The 15,986-nt window shown below is 69.7% G+C and carries 18 protein-coding genes; 5 read left to right on the forward strand and 13 right to left on the reverse strand.

All coding sequences use genetic code 11. From position 1 onward, the window contains the following. Positions 1-33 precede the first annotated feature (33 nt). The 12 genes from H4F90_RS06075 to H4F90_RS06130 all read right to left on the reverse strand — a co-directional run bounded on the left by H4F90_RS06075 (position 34) and on the right by H4F90_RS06130 (position 12,045). Complete coding sequence (locus H4F90_RS06075; protein WP_182662412.1) at positions 34-3,171, reverse strand: efflux RND transporter permease subunit; 3,138 nt, start codon at positions 3,169-3,171, stop codon at positions 34-36. Then, positions 3,168-4,775, reverse strand: coding sequence for an efflux RND transporter periplasmic adaptor subunit (locus H4F90_RS06080; protein ID WP_182662414.1), 1,608 nt, complete (start codon positions 4,773-4,775; stop codon positions 3,168-3,170). The genes H4F90_RS06075 and H4F90_RS06080 overlap by 4 nt, the downstream gene beginning before the upstream one ends. Beyond that, complete coding sequence (locus tag H4F90_RS06085) at positions 4,772-6,085, reverse strand: TolC family protein (RefSeq protein ID WP_235971963.1); 1,314 nt, start codon at positions 6,083-6,085, stop codon at positions 4,772-4,774. Before H4F90_RS06085 ends, H4F90_RS06080 begins: the two co-directional genes overlap by 4 nt. A gap of 69 nt (positions 6,086-6,154) precedes the next feature. Next, entirely contained in the window at positions 6,155-6,568 is a 414-nt protein-coding gene (locus tag H4F90_RS06090) for a hypothetical protein (RefSeq protein WP_182662416.1), read from the reverse strand. A 52-nt stretch (positions 6,569-6,620) separates the two neighbouring features. Further along, positions 6,621-6,824, reverse strand: a complete 204-nt coding sequence (locus tag H4F90_RS06095) for a hypothetical protein (RefSeq protein WP_056314589.1) — start codon at positions 6,822-6,824, stop codon at positions 6,621-6,623. A gap of 49 nt (positions 6,825-6,873) precedes the next feature. Then, entirely contained in the window at positions 6,874-7,221 is a 348-nt protein-coding gene (locus H4F90_RS06100; protein ID WP_182662418.1) for a copper-binding protein, read from the reverse strand. 10 nt (positions 7,222-7,231) lie between these two features. Then, the gene (locus H4F90_RS06105) at positions 7,232-7,699 is read right to left on the reverse strand and encodes a DUF411 domain-containing protein (protein ID WP_182662420.1); all 468 of its coding nucleotides are present in this window, start codon (positions 7,697-7,699) and stop codon (positions 7,232-7,234) included. Next, a complete protein-coding gene (locus tag H4F90_RS06110) occupies positions 7,696-8,187 on the reverse strand; it encodes a cupredoxin domain-containing protein (RefSeq protein WP_182662422.1) in 492 nt (163 codons plus the stop codon). Before H4F90_RS06110 ends, H4F90_RS06105 begins: the two co-directional genes overlap by 4 nt. 38 nt (positions 8,188-8,225) lie before the next feature. Next, a complete protein-coding gene (locus H4F90_RS06115) occupies positions 8,226-9,650 on the reverse strand; it encodes a multicopper oxidase family protein (protein WP_182662424.1) in 1,425 nt (474 codons plus the stop codon). 20 nt (positions 9,651-9,670) lie between these two features. Further along, complete coding sequence (locus H4F90_RS06120; protein WP_182663078.1) at positions 9,671-11,104, reverse strand: TolC family protein; 1,434 nt, start codon at positions 11,102-11,104, stop codon at positions 9,671-9,673. A 23-nt stretch (positions 11,105-11,127) separates the two neighbouring features. Further along, a complete protein-coding gene (locus tag H4F90_RS06125) occupies positions 11,128-11,484 on the reverse strand; it encodes a hypothetical protein (RefSeq protein WP_182662426.1) in 357 nt (118 codons plus the stop codon). A gap of 105 nt (positions 11,485-11,589) precedes the next feature. Further along, positions 11,590-12,045, reverse strand: a complete 456-nt coding sequence (locus H4F90_RS06130) for a hypothetical protein (protein WP_182662428.1) — start codon at positions 12,043-12,045, stop codon at positions 11,590-11,592. A 228-nt stretch (positions 12,046-12,273) separates the two neighbouring features. On the opposite strand from H4F90_RS06130, the gene H4F90_RS06135 reads away from it, so the two are divergent. Continuing rightward, a complete protein-coding gene (locus tag H4F90_RS06135; protein WP_182662430.1) occupies positions 12,274-12,975 on the forward strand; it encodes a heavy metal response regulator transcription factor in 702 nt (233 codons plus the stop codon). Next, positions 12,972-14,324 (forward strand): heavy metal sensor histidine kinase, encoded by a 1,353-nt coding sequence (locus tag H4F90_RS06140; protein WP_182662432.1) that lies wholly within the window; start codon positions 12,972-12,974, stop codon positions 14,322-14,324. Before H4F90_RS06135 ends, H4F90_RS06140 begins: the two co-directional genes overlap by 4 nt. On the opposite strand, the gene cueR is transcribed toward H4F90_RS06140, so the two are convergent. Next, complete coding sequence (cueR, locus tag H4F90_RS06145) at positions 14,321-14,767, reverse strand: Cu(I)-responsive transcriptional regulator (protein WP_182663080.1); 447 nt, start codon at positions 14,765-14,767, stop codon at positions 14,321-14,323. The two genes, H4F90_RS06140 and cueR, sit on opposite strands and share 4 nt — an antisense overlap. Before the next feature lie 165 nt (positions 14,768-14,932). Here cueR and H4F90_RS06150 point away from each other — a divergent pair, with 165 nt between their 5' ends. The 3 genes from H4F90_RS06150 to H4F90_RS06160 all read left to right on the forward strand — a co-directional run bounded on the left by H4F90_RS06150 (position 14,933) and on the right by H4F90_RS06160 (position 15,978). Then, positions 14,933-15,208, forward strand: coding sequence for a heavy-metal-associated domain-containing protein (locus H4F90_RS06150; RefSeq protein WP_182662434.1), 276 nt, complete (start codon positions 14,933-14,935; stop codon positions 15,206-15,208). A gap of 108 nt (positions 15,209-15,316) precedes the next feature. After that, positions 15,317-15,712 (forward strand): hypothetical protein, encoded by a 396-nt coding sequence (locus H4F90_RS06155; RefSeq protein WP_182662436.1) that lies wholly within the window; start codon positions 15,317-15,319, stop codon positions 15,710-15,712. A gap of 20 nt (positions 15,713-15,732) precedes the next feature. After that, positions 15,733-15,978: a DUF2933 domain-containing protein gene (locus H4F90_RS06160; RefSeq protein ID WP_182662438.1), complete on the forward strand. Its 246-nt coding sequence runs from the start codon at positions 15,733-15,735 to the stop codon at positions 15,976-15,978. Positions 15,979-15,986 lie beyond the last annotated feature (8 nt).

Below are 15,986 nucleotides of genomic sequence, written 5' to 3' on the forward strand. Positions count from 1 at the left end.
CAGGGACAGCCGCGCCGGTCGCGCGCTGCGAAACTAGGACGACGCGCCCGAGCCGCGCCGACCGCGCAACAAGCGGTACACCGCCGGTACCACGAACATCGACAGCAGCGGCGCCGTCACCATGCCGCCGACCATCGGCGCGGCGATGCGCTGCATCACCTCGGAGCCGGTGCCGCCGCCGAACATGATCGGCAGCAGGCCGGCGATGATGACGGCCACCGTCATCGCCTTCGGCCGCACGCGCAGCACCGCGCCTTCGCGGATCGCGTCGAGCAGTGCGTCGTCGCTGCTTTGGCCACGCGCCAGCCGCGCTTCCCAGGCCTGCTTCAGGTAGAGCAGCATGATGACGCCGAACTCGGCCGCCACGCCGGCCAGCGCGATGAAGCCGATGGCACCGGCCACGCTCAGGTTGTAGCCCAGCCCATAGAGCAGCCAGAAGCCGCCGATCAGCGCGAAGGGCAGCGTCGCCAGGATCAGCAGCGCCTCGTCGAAGCGCCGGAAGGTCAGGTAGAGCAGGATGAAGATGATGCCGAGCGTGAAGGGCACCACCACCTTCAGCCTGGCCGTCGCGCGCTCCAGGAACTCGAACTGCCCCGACCACGAGACCGAGTAGCCCGGCGCGAGCTTCACCTGCTCGGCCACCGCCCGCTGCATGTCCTGGACCGCCGACTTCAGGTCGCGCCCGCGGATGTCGACATAGACGAAGCCGGCCAGGCGCGCGTTCTCGCTGCGCAGCATCGGCGGGCCGTCGGTGATGCGCAGTTCGGCCACGTCGGACAGCACGATGCGTGCACCACGCGGCGTGAGGACGGGCAGTTGGCGCAGCTTGTGCAGCGAGTCGCGGACCTCGCGCGGGTAGCGCACGTTGATCGGGAAGCGCTGCAGACCTTCCACCGTCTCGCCGACGTTGTCGCCACCGACCGCCGAGGCAATCACCGACTGCACGTCACTGATGTTCATGCCGTAGCGTGCCGCCGCGTCGCGGTTGATGTTCACGTCGACATAGCGTCCGCCGGTCAGCCGCTCGGCCAGCGCGCTGCTGACGCCGGGTATGCCCTTCACGGCCTTCTCGATCTCACCGGCGATGCGGTCGATCTCCGCCAGATCGGTGCCGGCCACCTTGATACCGACCGGACTCTTGATGCCGGTGGCCAGCATGTCGATGCGGTTGCGGATCGGCGGCACCCAGATGTTCGACAGGCCGGGCACCTTGACGATGCGGTCCAGTTCCTCGACCAGCCTGTCGCTCGTCATCCCGTCGCGCCACTCGCTCTTGGGCTTGAACTGGATCGTGGTCTCGAACATCTCCAGCGGTGCCGGGTCGGTGGCCGTCTCGGCGCGGCCGGCCTTGCCATAGACCGACGCCACTTCCGGCAGGGTCTTGATCAGCCGGTCGGTCTGCTGCAGCAGCTCGGCCGCCTTGCCGGCCGACAGGCCGGGCAGCGCGGTCGGCATGTAGAGCAGGTCGCCCTCGTCGAGCGGCGGCATGAACTCGCCCCCGATCTTCAGGATCGGCCAAGCGGTGCTGGCGAGCAGCAGCAGCGCGACGGCGATCGTCGTCTTCGGCCAGGCCAGCACGCCGTCGAGCAGCGGGCGGTAGGCGGCGATCAGCGCGCGATTCAGCGGGTTGCGCCGCTCGTCGGGGATGCGGCCGCGGATCAACCAGCCCATCAGCACCGGCACCAGCGTCACCGCCAGCCCCGCCGAGGCCGCCATCGCGTAGGTCTTGGTGTAGGCCAGCGGCGAGAAGAGGCGCCCCTCCTGCGCCTCCAGCGTGAACACCGGGACGAAGCTCAGCGTGATGATCAGCAGCGAGAAGAACAGCGCCGGGCCGACCTCGACCGCGGCGTCGCCGACCACGCGCCACTGCGCCTCGCCTTGCAGGTCTTCGCCCGGATGCTCGTGTCGCCAGGCCTCGATGTGCTTGTGCGCGTTCTCGATCATCACCACCGCCGCGTCGACCATTGCGCCGATCGCAATCGCAATGCCGCCCAGCGACATCACGTTGGCGTTGACCCCCTGGTAGTGCATGACGATGAAGCTCGCCAGGATGCCGAGCGGCAGCGTGACGATAGCCACGAAGGCCGAGCGCAGGTGGAACAGGAACACCACGCACACCAATGCGACGACGATGAACTCCTCGATCAGCTTGTGGCTCAGGTTCTCGACGGCCCGTTCGATAAGGCTGGAGCGGTCGTAGGTGGGCACGATCTCGACGCCCTTCGGCAGGCCGGCCTGCAGCGAGGCGATCTTGGCCTTGACGGCGGCAATCGTCTCCAGCGCGTTCTTGCCCGAGCGCATCACGATCACGCCGCCGGTGGCTTCGCCCTCGCCGTCGAGCTCGCCGATGCCGCGCCGCATCTCGGGCCCGACCTGGATGCGCGCCACGTCGCCCAGGCGCACGCTGACGCCGGCGTCGGTGGCATTCAGCGGGATCCGGCGGAAGTCGTCCAGCGTCGCCAGCAGGCCCGAGGCGCGCACCACGTACTCGGCCTCGCCCAGCTCCAGCACCGAGCCGCCGGCCTCCTGGTTGGCCTTGCGGATCGCGTCGATGACCGCGCCGTGCGGGATGTTGTAGGCCGCCAGTTTGTCGGGGTCGAGCAGCACTTGGTACTGGCGCACCATGCCGCCGACCGAAGCGACCTCTGCGACGTTCGGCACCGTCTTCAGCTCGTACTTGAGGAACCAGTCCTGCAGCGCGCGCAGCTGTCCAGCGTCCATGCTGCCGCTGCGGTCGACCAGCGCGTACTGGTAGATCCAGCCCACCCCTGTCGCATCCGGTCCGAGCGCCGGCTTGGCCGCGGCAGGCAGGCGCGACTGCACCTGGTTCAGGTACTCCAGCACCCGCGAGCGCGCCCAGTAGGGGTCGGTGCCGTCCTCGAACAGCACGTAGACGAAGCTGTCGCCGAAGAAGGAGTAGCCGCGCACGACCTTGGCCCCCGGAACCGACAGCATGGTCGTCGTCAGCGGGTAGGTGACCTGGTTCTCGACGATGCGTGGCGCCTGGCCCGGGTAGGTGGTGCGGATGATGACCTGCACGTCCGACAGGTCGGGCAACGCGTCGAGCGGCGCGCGCTGCACGGCCCACAGCCCCCAGGCGGTGACGAGCAGCGTCGCCAGCAGCACCAGGAAGCGGTTGACGAGCGACCAGCGGATCAGCGCGGTGATCATCGCGAGGCTCCTGCGGCTGCCGGCACCGCTGGCGGCAGCAGCGTGAGCCGCGTCACCGTCGGCCCGTCATCGGGGTGCATGTAGAACTCGAAGTCGACCCGGTCGCCGGCCTCAAGCCCGCGCGGTCGCTGATTCGGCGGCGGCAGCCTGAATTCCATCGTCATCGCGTCCCACTTGATGCTCGGCACCGGCCCGTGGCTGAGCGTCACGGTGTCGCGGCCCAGGGCCTCGATCAGCGCCTCGCCGCGGTGGCGCTCGGCCTTGTCGGCGGCGCTCGGGGCCGGGTCCTGGTTCAGCCGCGCTTCCACCCCTTTCAGGCTCGCCTCGGAGTCGATCAGGAACTGCGACGACACCACGACGCGCTGCCCGGCCTTCAAGCCGCGCCTGATCTCGGTCCGGCCGCCGGTCTCCAGCCCGGTCTCGACATCGACCGGAGCGAAGCGCCCCCCTTCCTCGGCCACCATCACCACCGCACGCCGGCCGGTCTGGATCACGGCCTCGGTCGGCACCAGCAGGGCTTTCTCGGCGCGCGTGTCCATGAACTGCATCGTGACGAACAGGCCCGGCACCAGCCGGCCTTCGGGGTTGGCGAACTGCACCCTCGCCTTCAGCGTGCGCGTCGCCGGACTCACCTCGGGCAGCAGCACCTGCACGCTGCCGCGGAACACCGCGCCCGGGACGCCGGGGCTGCGCGCCTCGACTTGGCTGCCGGGGCGCACCAGCGCTGCCTGGCTCTCGGGCAGCTCGGCCAGCGCCCAGACGCTGGCCAGGCCGTTGATGCGCGCGAGCATCATCCCGGGGCTCACCGTCATGCCCTCGCGGGCGACCAGTTCGGCCACGACGCCGCTCGACGGCGCGACGAGCGTGATGCGCGGCTGCACGGTCCCCGCCGCATCCACCCGCGCGACCTGCGCCTCGCTCATGCCGGCCAGCAGCAGGCGCTGGCGCGCCGCCGCGAGCAGAGCGGTGTCGCCAGGTGCGATGCGGCGCACGGCCAGATACTCCCCCTGGGCCGCCACCCAGTCGGGCACGTAGAGCTCGGCGAAGGGCTGGCCGGCGCGCACGCGGTCGAGCGCGGCGCGCACATGCAGCTTCTCGAGGTAGCCGGTCGCGCGCGCCTGCACCACCGACTGGTCACGCTCGTTCCAGGCGATGCTGCCGACCGCGCTGACCATGGGTTGAAGCACCCCCTCCTCGACCATGGCGGTGCGCACGCCCAGGTTCTGCTGGATACGCGGGCTCACCGTGACGGTGCCCTGGTCGTCGCCGCCGGCGCCGCCGTAGACCGGCACCAGCATCATGTCCATGAAGGGTGACTTGGCCGGTGCGTCGAAGCGCTTACCGGGCACCATGGGGTCGTGGTAGTAGAGGATGGGCTTGCCGGTGGCCGGGTCGACCGCGCCGGCCTTCAGACCCTGCTCGATGTGGCGCCGTGTCGCGGCCTCGCCAGCCGCGATGCTGCTGGTCGGGTCTTCCCCGGGTGTCGTCGCCACGGAGGCGGCGGGACCGGACTCGGCCCTGCCCTGCATCATGCCGAACTGGTGGAGTGCGTAGCCGCCGGCGCCCAGCACGGCCGTAGCGATCAGGACATTGCGCAGCATCATGGCGTGCTCCTCGGAAGGGCCTGGCCGTCGGGCTGCGGCATCAGGAAGTTCAGTTGAGCCCAGAGGCGAGCGATGTCGGCCTCGATGGACAGGCGGTCCAGATGGACCTGCAGCGCGTTGCGGCGCGCTTCGAAGACGGCGGCGAGCGTGCCGCTGCCGGCTGCATAGGCACTCAGCGTCGCAGCGGCTCGCTGCTCGGCCAGCGGCAGCAGGGCTTCGTCGTGGCGGCGCAAGCGGCGCTCGTGGCTGCGCCAGGCCCGCTGCCCGGACTGGAGTTCGGCCTGGACGGCGCGCTCGGCATCCTCGCGCCGGGCCTGCGCCTCGTCGATCCGCGCGAGCGTCGCGGCGTGCTCGCGATCCTGGCGCCTCGCACGGTCCCACTGCAGCGGCACCGACAGATTGATCGAGACCATGTTCGAGTAGGCCGTGCCGCGCTGGCTGTACATCAGCTCCACGCTCCAGTCGGCCTGCCGCTCGGCGTCGGCCACCTGCGCATCGGCCACCGCAGCGGCTTCCTGCTCGCGGCGGGCCGCGATGTCGGGCAGGGCGTCGAGCGCAACGGCCCCATCCACCGCCAGCCACGCGGGGAGCACAAAAGCCGGTCGCGAGCCCAACGGCTCATTGGCCGCGTCGCCGACGTAGCGCGCCAGCCGCGCGGTCGCAACCTCGATGTCGCGCTCGGCTTCGTCGAGCCGGTCGCGCAGTCCCTCGACCTCGCTGCGCGCGGCGTACACATCGGCCTGGCTGCCCCGGCCACTGTGGTACATCACTTCAGCCGCCTGCACCTGCTGGCCGGCCTGCGCGATCTGCCCGAGCAACTGCTCGCGCACCGACTCGGCGAAGGAGCGGTCCAGCCAGGCCAGCGCCGCGTCGCGCTGCACCGCGGCCACCGCCTGCCGGCGCTCGGCCTCGGCCAGCGCCACGTCGCGCTCGGCCCGCGCGCCGCGTGCTGCACGCTTGTCGGCGCGGGTGAACTCCTGCATCAGTCCGACCGAGCGCATCGTCATGAAGTCGCGCGTGACGCTGAAGCGGTCCGGGCCGTCGATCGGCAGGTTGTTCAGACCGAGCTTGAGGACCGGATCGGGGCGCTGTCCGGCCGCCACGGTCCGCTCCCGCGCGGCACGGACCTGGGCGGTCATCGCATCGACCTGACGGGCATGGCGGGTGGCGATGCCCACGGCGGCATCGAGGGGCAGCGCGGGAGGCGTGGCGGCGAGCGCCTGGGCGAGCGGCCACTGCAACAGCAGCGGCAGCAGCAGCGCACGGCAGACCGCGAGGCGTGCGGCCGCGACCGGCAAACGAGGATTCATGGTCACTCCTGAAGATCGGACGAGGTCGGTGCGGGCATCGCCCGCACCTCAGGCCGGAACTTCAGGAGATCAAATGCGCCAGCAGCAGTGGACGACGCGGTGGTCGTCGGGCGGCGCGCGATCGAGGCGGCGCTCCTGCGCCGACCAGCGACCCTCGGCGCCCGCTTTCGCAAGCGGCACCGACACGATGAAGTAGCCCGCCATCGCTGCGGCGGGCACATGGGTGAACTGCGCCGGATCGGCGGGCGGCTGCGCGGTGTCCGCCTGGCAGTGCTCGTGGCACAGGCCCGGCTGCGCGTCGTCGACCGGCTGTGAGCCCGCCATCATCTCCGCACAGGGCATGCCGGCCATGGATTGCGGGCTCCCGCCGCCGGCCTGACCCTGCGCCGGGCAGGCATAGGCCGCCGTCGCGATCTGCGCGAACAGCAGCACCGCCATCATGGCGCCGACGACCCAGCGGCGAAGCGAGCGGTTCAAACCCATGGCGAAAGCTTAGCCCACATCGGACGCATCGGCACCGCGCGCCGCACCGGCCTCACGGCGCCCGCCCGGCGCGCGGTATGCGCAGCCGGTTCTTGCCGCCCGGCTTCGGGCTGCCGCGCCGCGGACGACGGCGATCGCGCCACACGAGATAGGCGACGAAGCCGATCAGCAGTGCCGCACCTGCGCCACCGCCGACCAGCAGCGTCGTCAGCGTCTCGTGCGACTGCCCGGCGACGGCATGGAGTTCGTGGGCCACGACGCCTCCGCTCAGCCGCGCCCGAGGCTGGCGTGGATGTGACGACCGGTCACTTCACCGCCTCGAGCTCGGTGACGGTGAACTTGCCCGACTCGTTGGCCGCCTTGAACTTCACCTTGTCGCCGGCCTGAACCTTGTCGAGCATCGCCTTGTCCTTGACCTGGAAGACCATGGTCATGCCGGGCATGTCCAGGCTCTTGATCTCGGCATGCTTGATCGTCAGCTTGCCGTTCTCCTTGTCGACCTTGCGGATCTCGCCGTCGGTCATGTCGGTGGCCGCGCTAGCCGCTTGCGCGACATGCGTGCCGTGGTCGTTCGCGGCCAGAGCCGGCAGCGAAGCCACCGACACGGTGGCGAAGGCGATGGCGGCGATCAGGGTGTGCAGTTGGGTCTTCATGAAAACTCCTTCATCGATAGGATTGGTAAGGGGTGACGCGGCCGTCCTTGCGGACAAGCAGCACGTCGTAGGGGTCCTGGTGACCGCCGTACTCGGGGCCGTCCATGCCCGGCGAGCCGCGCGGCATCGACGGCACCGCCAGCCCGACGGCGTCGGGGCGTTCCTTCAGCAGCCGGCTGATCTCGCGGGCCGGCACATGGCCCTCGATCGCGTAGCCGCCCACCTGGGCGGTGTGGCAGGACCCGTAGGCCACCGGCATACCCAGGCGCGCACGCGCATCGGTGTTGCCGGTGTCGTGAGAGCGGACTTCGAAGCCATGGGCCTCGAGATGCCGCACCCAGTCCTTGCAGCAGCCGCAGGTCGGGCTTTTCCACACCGTCACCAGCGGCCCGCGGCCCTGCGCCGCGGCCACCGGCGACAGCAACTGCAGGACGGCCACCAAGGCGGCGGCGAGCATCAGACGGCGCCGCCGCTTCATCGCGCCGCCACCACGATCTTGCCCACCATGCCGGCCTGGTAGTGGCCGGCGATCAGGCAGGCGAAGTCGAACTCGCCCGCGCGGTTGAAGGTCCAGACGATCTCGCCGGTCTTGCCCGGGGCAACGTGGGCCATGTAGGGCGCGTCGTGCTCCATGTTCGGGAACTTGATCATCAGCGCGGCATGCTCGTCGTTCTCGGCCTTGGTGCCGATCACGAACTCATGCATCACCTTGCCGTCGTTGCGGACGACGAAGCGGACCGTCTCGCCCTGCTTGACCTCGAGCCGATCGGGGCTGAAGCGCATGCTGTCCAGCATCTTCACCTCGACCGTCCGCTTGGCGGCCTTGGCATCGCCGGCGATGCCCCAGTCCTTCTGTTCCTTGATGACGGCCGCGGGCTTCTTGGCGTGGTCGGCATCGCCATGGGCCTGGGCGACGCCGGAGGCAGCTAGCAGCGCCGCGAGCAGCAGGGTCTTGATGTTCGGCATGGAGGTCCTCTTGGGGTGGATGGGTCGCGATGGCAAGTTCAATGGCCGGCATGGCCGCCGCCGCCGCGTACCGGCTTGCGGACCTGGACTTCGATGTCGGTGGCCGGCATGTTCTTCGCAGGCATCGCACCCGCGCTCTCGGCCTTGAAGCGCGCTGGCTCCGCCAGCGCGCCGGTCCATTCGTAGGCAACCGTGCCGGGCGGGTGCTTGAACCAGCCCGGATTCTTGTAGTCACCCGGCTTCTGGTCCTTGCGCACCTTGACCATCGTGAACATGCCACCCATCTCGACCGAGCCGAAGGGACCGTCGCCGGTCATCATCGGCGCGGTGTTGTCGGGCAGCGGCATCGTCATCTCGGCCATGTCGGCCATGCCGCGCTCGGCCATCACCATGTAGTCGGGCACGAGCTTGGTGATCTGCTTGACGACCTGGCGATGGTCGACGCCGATCATCGTCGGCACGTCGTGGCCCATCGCGTTCATCGTGTGGTGGCTCTTGTGGCAATGGAAGGCCCAATCGCCCTCCTCGTCGGCGAGGAACTCGATCTGGCGCATCTGGCCCACCGCCACGTCGGTGGTCACCTCGTACCAGCGCGTGCTCTTGGGCGTCGGGCCGCCATCCGTCCCCGTCACGAGGAATTCGTGGCCGTGCAGGTGGATCGGATGATTGGTCATCGTGAGATTCCCGATGCGGATGCGCACCTTGTCGTTTTTGCGGACGTTCAAGGTATCGATCCCCGGAAACACTCGGCTGTTCCACGACCACAGGTTGAAGTCGAGCATCGTCATGATCTTGGGCGTGTAGGCGCCGGGATCGATGTCGTAGGCGTTGAGCAGGAATACGAAGTCGCGGTCGACCTCGTCGATCAGCGGGTGCTTCTGCTTGGGATGCGTGATCCAGAAGCCCATCATGCCCATCGCCATCTGCGTCATCTCATCGGCATGCGGGTGGTACATGAAGGTGCCGGGGCGGCGCGCGACGAACTCGTAGACGAAGGTCTTGCCCGAGGGAATGGCCGGCTGATTCAGCCCGGCCACGCCGTCCATGCCGTTGGGCAGGCGCTGGCCGTGCCAGTGGATGCTGGTGTGCTCGGGCAGCTTGTTGGTGACGAAGATGCGCACGCGATCGCCCTCGACCACTTCGATCGTCGGCCCCGGGCTCTGGCCGTTGTAGCCCCACAGGTGGGCCTTGAAGCCGGGTGACATCTCGCGCACCACCGGCTCGGCGACCAGGTGGAACTCCTTGACGCCGTGGTTCATGCGCCAGGGCAGCGTCCAGCCGTTGAGCGTGACAACCGGGTTGTAGGGGCGACCGGTACTGGGCAGCAGCGGCGGCATCGTGTCGGGTGAGGTCTGCAGCACCGGCTCGGGCAGCGCGGCCATCGCGACCTTGCTGACGGCGGCGGCGCTGACGGCCGCGGTGACCGCGCCGGCGCCGCCGAGGAAATTGCGTCGGGAAACCATGGGTGTGTCCTTCTTGATGTTCAGTGGCCGCCGCCGGCATCGCCGGCTGACATACCCGCGCCGACTGCCATGGCCGCGCCCGACAGCTCGGGCTTGCCGATCAGCGCCATCTCGAGGTCGGCCTGCGCCAGCCAGAAGTCGCGCAGCGACTCGATGTAGGCGTTGACGCTGGCGATCTGCGAACGGGTGTCGGCGAGCAGCTCGAACACGCCGATCAGCATGCCGTTGTAGCGGAGCACGTTCTCCTCGGCGATGCGCTGGCGCAGCGGCACGATCTCGTCGCGGTTGTGGCGCGCGATGTCCCAGCTGCTGCGGTAGGCGCCGTAGGCCTCGCGCACTTCCGAGCGGGCATTGACCGCGGTCTCCGCGGCGCGGTTCACGGCTTGCATGTAGACCGCCTCGGCCCGCGCGACGCGCGCGCCGCCCCAGTCGAACAGCGGCAGTTCCAGCCCCACCTCCCAGCCGGTCTGGGTCGGCTCCTCGTTGGAACTGTTGTGGACCCAGCCCAGCTCCAGCACGTTGATGAAGCGCGTCGTCTTGGTGAGCCCGAGGTTCTTCGCGGTCTGCTCGGCTGCGAGCTTGGCGCCCTGCACGTCCAGCCGCTGGGCGAGCGCGACGCGCTCGATGTCGGGCTGGTCCTTCGGCGCCTCCGGCAGGTCGGGCAGGCGCTCGGGCAGCTGGAAGCGTGTCTGCGCGCCCCACAGGCCCATCAGCCGCGTCAGCTTCTCGCGCGAGGCCAGCGCTGCGCGTTCAGCCCGCGCCAGGTTCTGCGTCGCGTCAGCGTAGAAGCCCTGCTCGCGCATGCGCTGCAGCTTGTTGAAGTTGCCGACCTCGGCCATGCGGCGCGCCAGCTCGGCGCTGGCCTCGGCGGCCTGCTGCACCTGGCGCATGTAGCGCACCGTCTCCTCGGCCGCGACCGCGGTGAAGTAGGACTTGCGAGCCTCGGAGGCGAGTGACAGCAGCTGCACCGAGACCGCGCCGCGGGTCAGCGCATAGCGCCGCTCCTCGACCTGGCGAACGAGCGGCATCGCCAGCAGCCGCGCCAGGTTGAGGTGGTAGCCACGCTCCAGCTCGACCTCGTCGCCGCGCTTGATCCGGCCGAAGCTGAAGCCCGGGTTCGGCAGTCGACTGGCCTGCACCAGCTCGGCCTCGCCGATGCCCAGCTCGAAGAACCGGGCCTGCAACCCCTTGTTGTTGAGCAGCGCGACCTGCACCGCGTCGTCGACCGTCAGCGGCTTGGCCAGCAGCTCGGTCACGCGGGCGTCGATGCGGTCCTGGTCTTCTGCCGTCCGGGCCCAGCGGACTTCCTTGCCGAGCCGCTCGCTCGCGGTCTGCTGCACCGGGCCGAAGCCGCCGTCCGGGCTGAAGCTGGCGCAGCCGGCCAGCACCAGCACGGAAATCACCGCCCCGGGCAGTCTCAGACGACCGAGACCCGTGCGCCGGGTGTCTGCCATGGAATCTGTGCGCATGATCGTCCTCAGTGCTTGTGGTGGCCATCAGCGGCCTTAGGCGCCGGCACTGCGCGGCCCTCGCCCCCCGCAGCCTTGGGACCGGGCGCGGCTGCAGGCTCCTCCTGGGCGGCCTCGCGCGCATACGAGCGCCAGCCGCCGATGCGGCCGACGTTGTCGTTGGAGTCCTTCCATGGACGCAGCTTCTGGTCGGCGTGCGGGCGGTAGCGCGTGAAGGCCGAGTCGTAGGTGACGGCGGGCACGTTGGCCGTCGCGTCGAGCGGGCTGGCGCGTGCGGCGGTGGGAGCCTCGTGACCGGCTTGCGCCGTCACTGCTGCGGTCAGCGCCAGTGCCGGCAGCATCCGGCGGATGGGAACAGGGAGCATGGTGTCCTCGCAGGAACTCGTGATCGGTCCGGCTGCCAGGGCAGCCGGGAACGGTTCATCGCGACGGGAACGGGGCGCGCACGGGTGCGCGCGCAGGGCGCGTCGCTAGGCGAGGAAGGGTCGGGGTGGCCGCTCGGGGCCGGTCTGGGCGACCTGGGGGTAGTCGTCTGCCGCTATCACCGGGGCGATCGACACCGGCTCGAGCCGGATCGGATCGGACACCCGGTCGAGCAGTGCGACCGAGGCGCAGCACTGGGCACAGGCGCTGCACTTGAACTTGCCGAGATGGGCCTGGTCGGCCTGCGCCGACGGCTGGCCGTGATCCGTCGATGCAGCCTCTGCCGCCGCGGTGTCAACGTGCGCGGCCTGGTGGTCTGCAGCCGGATGATGGTGCACCGAGCCAAGCCCGCGGCGGTCGCCGTGATGGTCGGCCGCGCTCACCTGCACCATCTGGCGCTCATGCCCGGGGCCGCAATGCAGCATGGAGGACGCTGCGATCCCCTGGAGGGGGATCGCCAGCATCACCAGCCAGATGAACGCGGCACGGACGGAAACCCACATGGTTCTGAGCTTATCGCAAGACGAATGGACCGGTCGATGCGGGGGATGACCCGGCCTGCCTCGGACACCCGACGTCGTGCCGGAGTTCCGGGATCGCGGCGATGATCGGCCGCAGCCTCGGTCAGGAACTGGTCCGAATCATTACAGCTTCGTCATCAAGGCCTGCCGCTGGCCCGGCCGGCGCGTTCGCTGGCGGACACTTCAGCAATCGACGACTCCTGCCCCGCCATGCGACTGCTGATCATCGAGGACGAGCCGCGGCTTGCCGCCTACCTGCACAAGGGTCTGAGAGAGCACGGCCATGTCGTCGACGTCGCACGCGACGGCATCGACGGACGCCACCTCGCCCTCGAGGGCGACTACGACCTAGTGCTGCTCGACGTGATGCTGCCCGGCTTAGACGGCTTCGCCGTCCTCAAGGATCTGCGGGCCCGCAAGAACACGCCGGTGCTGATGCTCACTGCCCGCGACCAGGTCGAGGACCGCGTTCGCGGGCTGCGCGCCGGCGCCGACGATTACCTGGCCAAGCCCTTCGCCTTCTCCGAGCTGCTGGCGCGTATCGACGCCGTGATGCGGCGCGGCACGCCCCAGCCGATCGAGGACCAGTTGCTGCTGCGCCTGGCCGACCTGGAGGTCGACCTGTCGGCCCGCCGCGTCCACCGCGCCGGGGAACGCATCGAGCTGACGGCGCAGGGGTTCACCCTGCTGACATTGCTGATGCGGCGACGCGGCGAAGCGATGTCGCGCACGACGCTGGCCGAACAGGTCTGGGACATGAACTTCGACAGCAACACCAACGTCGTCGACGTCGCGATCCGTCGCTTGCGGGCGAAGGTCGACGAGCCCTATGGCGCCAAGCTGATCCACACCGTGCGTGGCATGGGCTACGTGATGGAATGGCGCGGCCCCGGCGAGGCTCCGCCGCCATGACGGTTCTTTCGATCCGCCAGCGGCTCGTGCTGACGCTCGGGCTGAGCGCCGTGGCGGTGTTCGCCGTGGTCGGCGGGATCCTCTACTGGGCCCTGGCTCACCAGCTCGAACAGGCCGACCGCGACGGCCTGGCCGGCAAGGTCCGGATCGTCCGCCACTTCATCGATGAAACGCGGGGCGGCAGCGTGGACGACCTGCGCCATCACATCGACGACGTGCTGATCGGCCACGGCGAGCTGCGCGTCTGGCTGCTGGACGCGCAGCGCCGCGTGACCGTCGGCGCCCCGGCCCTGCCGACGGTCGCCCATCGCATGGAAGGCGTGCTGCGCCTGGCGCATGCGGACGGCACGCCGATGGAGGGCCTGGAGGTTGCCGTCGACAACGCCGGAGCCCTGCCCGTCGCGACGATGCTTGTCGCCATCGACATCCGTCCGCGCCTGCGCCTGCTGGCCGCTTACCTCGTCGTGCTGGTGGCTGCCTGCACCATCGGCGTGCTGGCGAGCATCGGTCTCGCGGCCTGGACGACCCGGCGCGGTCTGCAGCCGCTGGTCCGGCTCTCCGCGGAAGCCAGCGCCATCGCCCCGGCGTCCCTCTCGGTGCGGCTGCGCGACGACGCCGTCGATCCGGAAGTGCATGGGTTGGTGCGGGCGTTCAACGCGGCGCTGGACCGCGTCGAGCAGGCCTACCGCCGCATGGAGGCCTTCAACGCCGACGTGGCACACGAACTGCGCACACCGCTCGCCAGCCTGATCAATGCCGCCCAGGTCACGCTGTCCAGTGCCCGCCCCCACGAAGAGCTCGAACAGACGCTGGCCCAGCAGCTCGACCAGCTCGAGGAGATGAAAGGCATGGTCAATGACATGCTGTTCCTGGCCCGCGCCGACCGCGGTGAGTCCGCGGCCGTGTGGCACGACCTCGACCTGCGCACCGAGGCCCGCAAGGCCCTGGACTATTTCGAGGCGGCCCTCGCCGACGCGTCGATCACCGCCGAGCTGGTCGGCGACGCGCGCTCGCGCGGTGACGCCGGCCTGGTGCGGCGCGCACTGTCGAACCTGCTGTCCAACGCCATCAAGCACACGCCCCGCGGCGGCACGATCGAGTTGCGCCTGGGCCAGGAGGACGGTCAGGCCATCGTCGAGGTCTACAACCCCGGCATGCCCATCCCCGAGGCCGTCAGGACACGGATGTTCGACCGCTTCTTCCGCGCCGACGGATCGCGCCAGCACAGCGGCGAGAGCGTCGGGCTCGGCCTGGCCATCGTCCGGGCCATCGCCGTCATGCACCGGGGCAGCGTCTTCGTCCGGTCCGAGACCAACGGCAACGCCGTCGGTCTGCGGCTGCCGGTCTAGCCCCGCCGTACCGCGGGCCGCGACGCGGCACGACCCGCCACAGGCCGCGCGACACCGGGGTCGGCCAGGCCCACGAGGATCGGGCAGTCCGGACGGTCGTCGCCGTGGCAGTCATGAACCAGGTGTTCGAGGGCGGCCTTCATCGCCAGCAACTCCGAGGCCTTCTGCTCCAGTTGACGGACATGCGCCTCGGCCAGGGCCTTGACCTGCCGGCTCGGCCGCCGCCGGTCCTGCCACAGGCCGACCAGTTCGGCGATCTCGGTCAGCGAAAAACCCAGGTCGCGCGCGTGCCGGATGAAGCGAAGCGTGTGCACCTCGCCGGGCTCGTACTGGCGGTAGCCCGACTCGGTGCGCCGCGCGGCCGGCAGAAGGCCACGACCTTCGTAGTGCCGGATCATCTTTGCGGAGACCCCGGAGGCCTCCGCCGCCTCGCCGATGTTCATCACGACAAGCTCCTCGAACTCTCGAATGAGCACCCAGTCTAGACCTTCCCATCATGGCAAGGTCAAGCACCGTGCAGCGAATTGGACGAAGCCCTCGAACCGGCTTGACCCTCCCACGATGGCAAGGACGAAAGTAACCGGGTCATCAACGTGCAGGAGAGCACCATGAGCAACACGATCCGGTTCCGAGTCGACGACATGACCTGCGGCCACTGCGTCCGCACCATCACCGCGGCGATCCGGGCGACCGACCCGCGAGCCGAGGTCGAAATCGATCTGGCGACTCGCCTGGTGCAGGTGGACTCGGCCACCGTCGACGCCAGCCAGCTGAGGCGGTCCATCGCCTCGGCCGGCTACACACCGGTGGCGGTATCCGACGCACCGACGCCGCAAGCGCCCGACCTCAAGGCCGCACGGCGCGGCGCCTGCGGCTGCTGCTGACGCACCACGGCACGCCGGGATTGACCTCCGTCAAGCCCGGCGCCGCCAAACGGGCGCAAGCTGGCCGCATGGACGCCACGACGGCGTCGTCACCTTGCGGAGAACACCATGAAGCTCATCATCGGATCGATCGCGCTGGCGACACTGACGGGCTGCGCGACGGCCGTCGGCAGCGACGCGAAGGACGAGCACAGGGGCCACCATCCGAAGGCGTCGCCGGCGGCGGCACCCATCGCCTACGAGCAGCAGATGGCCGCGATGCACGAGATGCACCGGAAGATGGCCGCCGCGAAGACGCCGGATGAGCGCGCGGCGCTGATGAAGGATCACAGGCAGTCCATGCAGGACGGCATGGCGATGATGGGCCGGATGCGCGAGGGCATGGGCGCCAAGGGGCCGATGGCGATGGACCCCGAGACCATGAAGCGCCGCATGGACATGATGGAAATGATGATGCAGATGATGATGGACCGGGAGGCCATGAAGCCGCCCGCCGAGCGCTAGCTAGGCCGGGATCCCTCGCCATGGACTATCCCGAACCACGCCGGCCGCCGATCTGGCGCAGCCCCCTCGGCCTCGTTCTGCTGGCGGCCGCAGCGTTCGGCGCCTATGTTCTGCTGACCCGGCACTTCGATCACCTGCTCCAGGCCGTGCCCTTCCTGATCCTGCTGGCCTGTCCCTTGATGCACCTGTTCCACCGCGGCCATCATGGCCGCCACGGCGGCGGCGAACCCGGCGGCGCACCGAACGAGGAACGACCACCCCGCTGACCTCGCAG

The sequence above is a fragment of the Aquariibacter albus genome (assembly GCF_014145335.1).
GTDB classification, from domain to species: Bacteria; Pseudomonadota; Gammaproteobacteria; order Burkholderiales; family Burkholderiaceae_C; genus Aquariibacter; species Aquariibacter albus.